Origin of the sequence: Patulibacter sp. (assembly GCF_030655195.1) — a bacterium.
In the GTDB taxonomy this organism is placed as follows: Bacteria; Actinomycetota; Thermoleophilia; order Solirubrobacterales; family Solirubrobacteraceae; genus Patulibacter.
Genome location: NZ_JAURWA010000036.1, coordinates 1 through 2983, shown reverse-complemented (window position 1 = coordinate 2983; position 2983 = coordinate 1). Strand labels below are relative to the sequence as shown.

The 2983-nt window shown below is 76.1% G+C and carries 2 protein-coding genes; both read right to left on the bottom strand.

Annotated features, from left to right (window positions below; genetic code table 11):
• Positions 1-384: 384 nt before the first annotated feature.
• Positions 385-864: an SsrA-binding protein SmpB gene (gene smpB, locus Q7T67_RS03950; protein ID WP_304786214.1), complete on the bottom strand. Its 480-nt coding sequence runs from the start codon at positions 862-864 to the stop codon at positions 385-387.
• Between the two features lie 139 nt (positions 865-1003).
• On the bottom strand, positions 1004-2983 hold a 1980-nt coding region (locus Q7T67_RS03945; RefSeq protein ID WP_304786213.1), incomplete at its 5' end, for an RNB domain-containing ribonuclease.

The following is a 2983-nucleotide window of genomic DNA, read 5'->3' as shown; positions in this document are numbered from 1 at the left end:
GGGCGCGTGGGCGGTCCGGCGCGTGGGCGCGTGGGCGGTCCGGCGCGTGGGGGCGTGGGCGGTCCGGCGCGTGGGGGCGTGGGCGGTCCGGCGCGTGGGGGCGTGGGCGTTCCGGCGTCCTGGCGGGTGAGCGGGGACCGGTGCCGGAGCCCGGGCGGGAACGACGTGCGTCACCCGTCGATCCGGACGGGGGTCCCTCACCTATTGGCGGATGAGGCACGCCAGGCGGGCGTCATCCGCCGATCGGCACGGACCCGGGACCCGGAGTGGCGGATGACGCACGCCCCGCCCCGCGTCCGCCGCCTCTGGCGCCCGCCGCCTCCCGCGCGCGCCCGCCTCCAGCGACCGCCGCCTCCCGCGCCCTCCGCCTCCGGCGCCCGCCCCCTACCGCGAGCGCTCGCGCAGGGCGCGCTGCATCTCGCGGTCCATGTCCCGCGCCTTCATGTCCTGGCGCTTGTCGGCGACGTTCTTGCCGCGCGCCAGCGCGATCTCGACCTTGATCCGTCGGTCCTTGGGGTAGATCCGCGTCGGGACGAGGGTCAGCCCGTTCGTGGTCGTCTGGCCGAGCAGCCGGTCGATCTCCCGCCGGTGGGCGAGCAGCTTGCGCGGCTTGTCCGGCAGGTGGTTGTTCAGCGCGGCGGGCGCGTAGGGCTCGATCCGCAGGTTCTGCAGCCAGAGCTCCTCGCGGCGGACGTCGACGTACGCGTCGCCCATCATGCAGCCGTGGGTGCGCAGCGACTTGACCTCGGTGCCCGTCAGGACGATGCCGCACTCGAGCCGGTCCAGCAGCTCGTACCGGAACCGGGCCTGCCGGTTGTAGCCGTAGTCGCCGCCCGAGGGCTTCTTCTTCTTGCCCTTCGCCATCAGCGGACGAGCGTAGCGCCGCGCGGAGACCGGGCGGGCCCCGACCCGTGCTTCGCGGGCCGGACCGCACCGGACCGCGACAGGGCACGGCCCACCCGCAGAGGACGGGAGGGCCCCGCCCCGGCCGATCGCTCTGCGATCACCGGCCGACCACGAGCGACACGCGCCCGCGGACCGGCTCGATGCTCTCGACCGCGACGTCGAGCGGGTCGCCGATCCGGACCTTCTGCCCCGACCGGCTGCCGACGAGGATCGTGCCGGGCTCGTCGAGGTCCCACCAGTCCTCCGCCATGCGCCGCACCGGGACGAACCCCTCGAACGAGTCGTCGGGCAGACCCTGGCCCCCGAAGCGCACGAACGCGCCGCCGCCGGACAGCCCCGTGACCTCGCCGGAGAACCGCGCGTCGTCCCCGCGCTCGAAGAGGATGCGCTGCAGCAGGAACGCCCGCGTGATCGCGTCGGCGGTCCGCTCCACGCCCATCGCCTCGCGCTCCGTCGCCGAGCACCAGATCCCGAGCTCCTCGAGGCGGCTGGAGGAGCCGGCCGGCGCCTCCTCCCCCGCGCCGACGAGCGACAGCACCGCCCGGTGCGCGACCAGGTCGGGATAGCGCCGGATCGGCGACGTGAAGTGGCAGTAGTGCCGCAGGCCGAGCCCCGCGTGCCCGAGGCCCTTGGGCTCGTACCGCGCCTGCTGCAGCGCCCGGAGCACGAGGTACGACAGCCCGGCCCGTCCGTGGCCCGTGCGCCGCACGTGCGCGTCGACCCGACGGGACAGCTCGGCGACCGCGGCGGAGGCGTCCTCCTTCGACGCCAGGGCCCGGGCCTCGCCCTCCGCCGTGACCAGCGACGTCGGCATCGGGACGCCGAGCGTCGCCAGCTGCTCCACCAGGCGTCCCACGGACGAGACCTCCGGCAGCCCGTGCACCCGGTGCAGCGTCGGCGTGCGGGACTCGGACAGGAGACGGGCGACCTGCTCGTTCGCCGTCACCATCAGGTGCTCGATCAGGCGGTGGGACTCCGTCGCGCGCTCCACGACGATGTCGCGCGGGTGCCCGGCGTCGTCGAAGGTGAACCGCGGCTCGCCCGTGTCCAGCTCGAGCGCGTTGGTCGTCGTCTCGCGCCGGTCCTGCAACGCCAGCGCGACGCGCCGGGCGACGTCGAGCGGGCCCGCCCACGGGTCCTCCGCGCGGCGCGTCCCGGCGAAGACCTCGTCGACCTCCTCGTACGTCAGGCGGGCGTCGGAGCGGATGATCGAGCGGAACACCTCGGCGCCCAGAACCGTCCCGCCACGCAGGTCGATCTGCACGGTCACGGCGAGCCGGTCGACGTTCGGCACCAGCGAGCACGCGTCGTTCGAGAGCGCCGGGGGCAGCATCGGCTCGACGGTGCCCGGGACGTAGACGCTGGTGCCCCGCCAGCGGGCGTCGCCGTCGATCGCGCCACCGGGCCGCACGAACGCGGAGACGTCGGCGATGTGGACCCACACGCGCGAGCCGTCCGCGGGCAGCGGCGGCCCACCGAAGCCGTCGCCGTCCGCCGGGACCCCGTCCGCGTCGGCGGCCGCGGCGCTGATCGCGTCGTCGAAGTCCTGGGCGGTGACGGGATCGATCGTGAACGTCGGCAGACCCCGCAGGTCCCGCCGCGCGGGAGCGCCCGATCCGACGTCCCACCGGGCTGCGGGTCCGAGCGCACCGGCGACGCCCTCGGCCTCCATGCCGACCTCGCGGGCGATGCGCCGGGGCAGCCCGCGGTCCAGGAGCAGCGCCTCGAGGACGTCCCGTGCCACGTCGGGCGTCCCGAGCTCGCGGGCGACGCGGTGGCTGCGGGACCGTCGGCCGCCGCCGGCCGGGACGAACAGCCCGATCCGACCCTCGCCCAGCTCGCGCGCGCCCTTGTCGACGGACACCTGGCGGCCCGACCGCCCGCCGTCGCCGAAGAGGGGCTCGGCGACGAAGAACTTCCCCCGCCGGCGCAGCACGCCGACGACCGGGGCGAGGTGCGACTCGTCGCGCCAGACGTCCCGCGGCAGCGTGGGCTGCCCGTTGCGGGTCAGGCCCGGCCGCTCGTCGGACGGCCCTGCCGGGGCGGGCCGCTGGATCGCGGCGCGCCGCGCGGCGCG

What these genes read in the sequence shown, in the direction of transcription:
- smpB (WP_304786214.1), bottom strand. Translation starts at nt 864, where the DNA reads ATGGCGAAGGGCAAGAAGAAGAAGCCCTCGGGCGGCGACTACGGCTAC.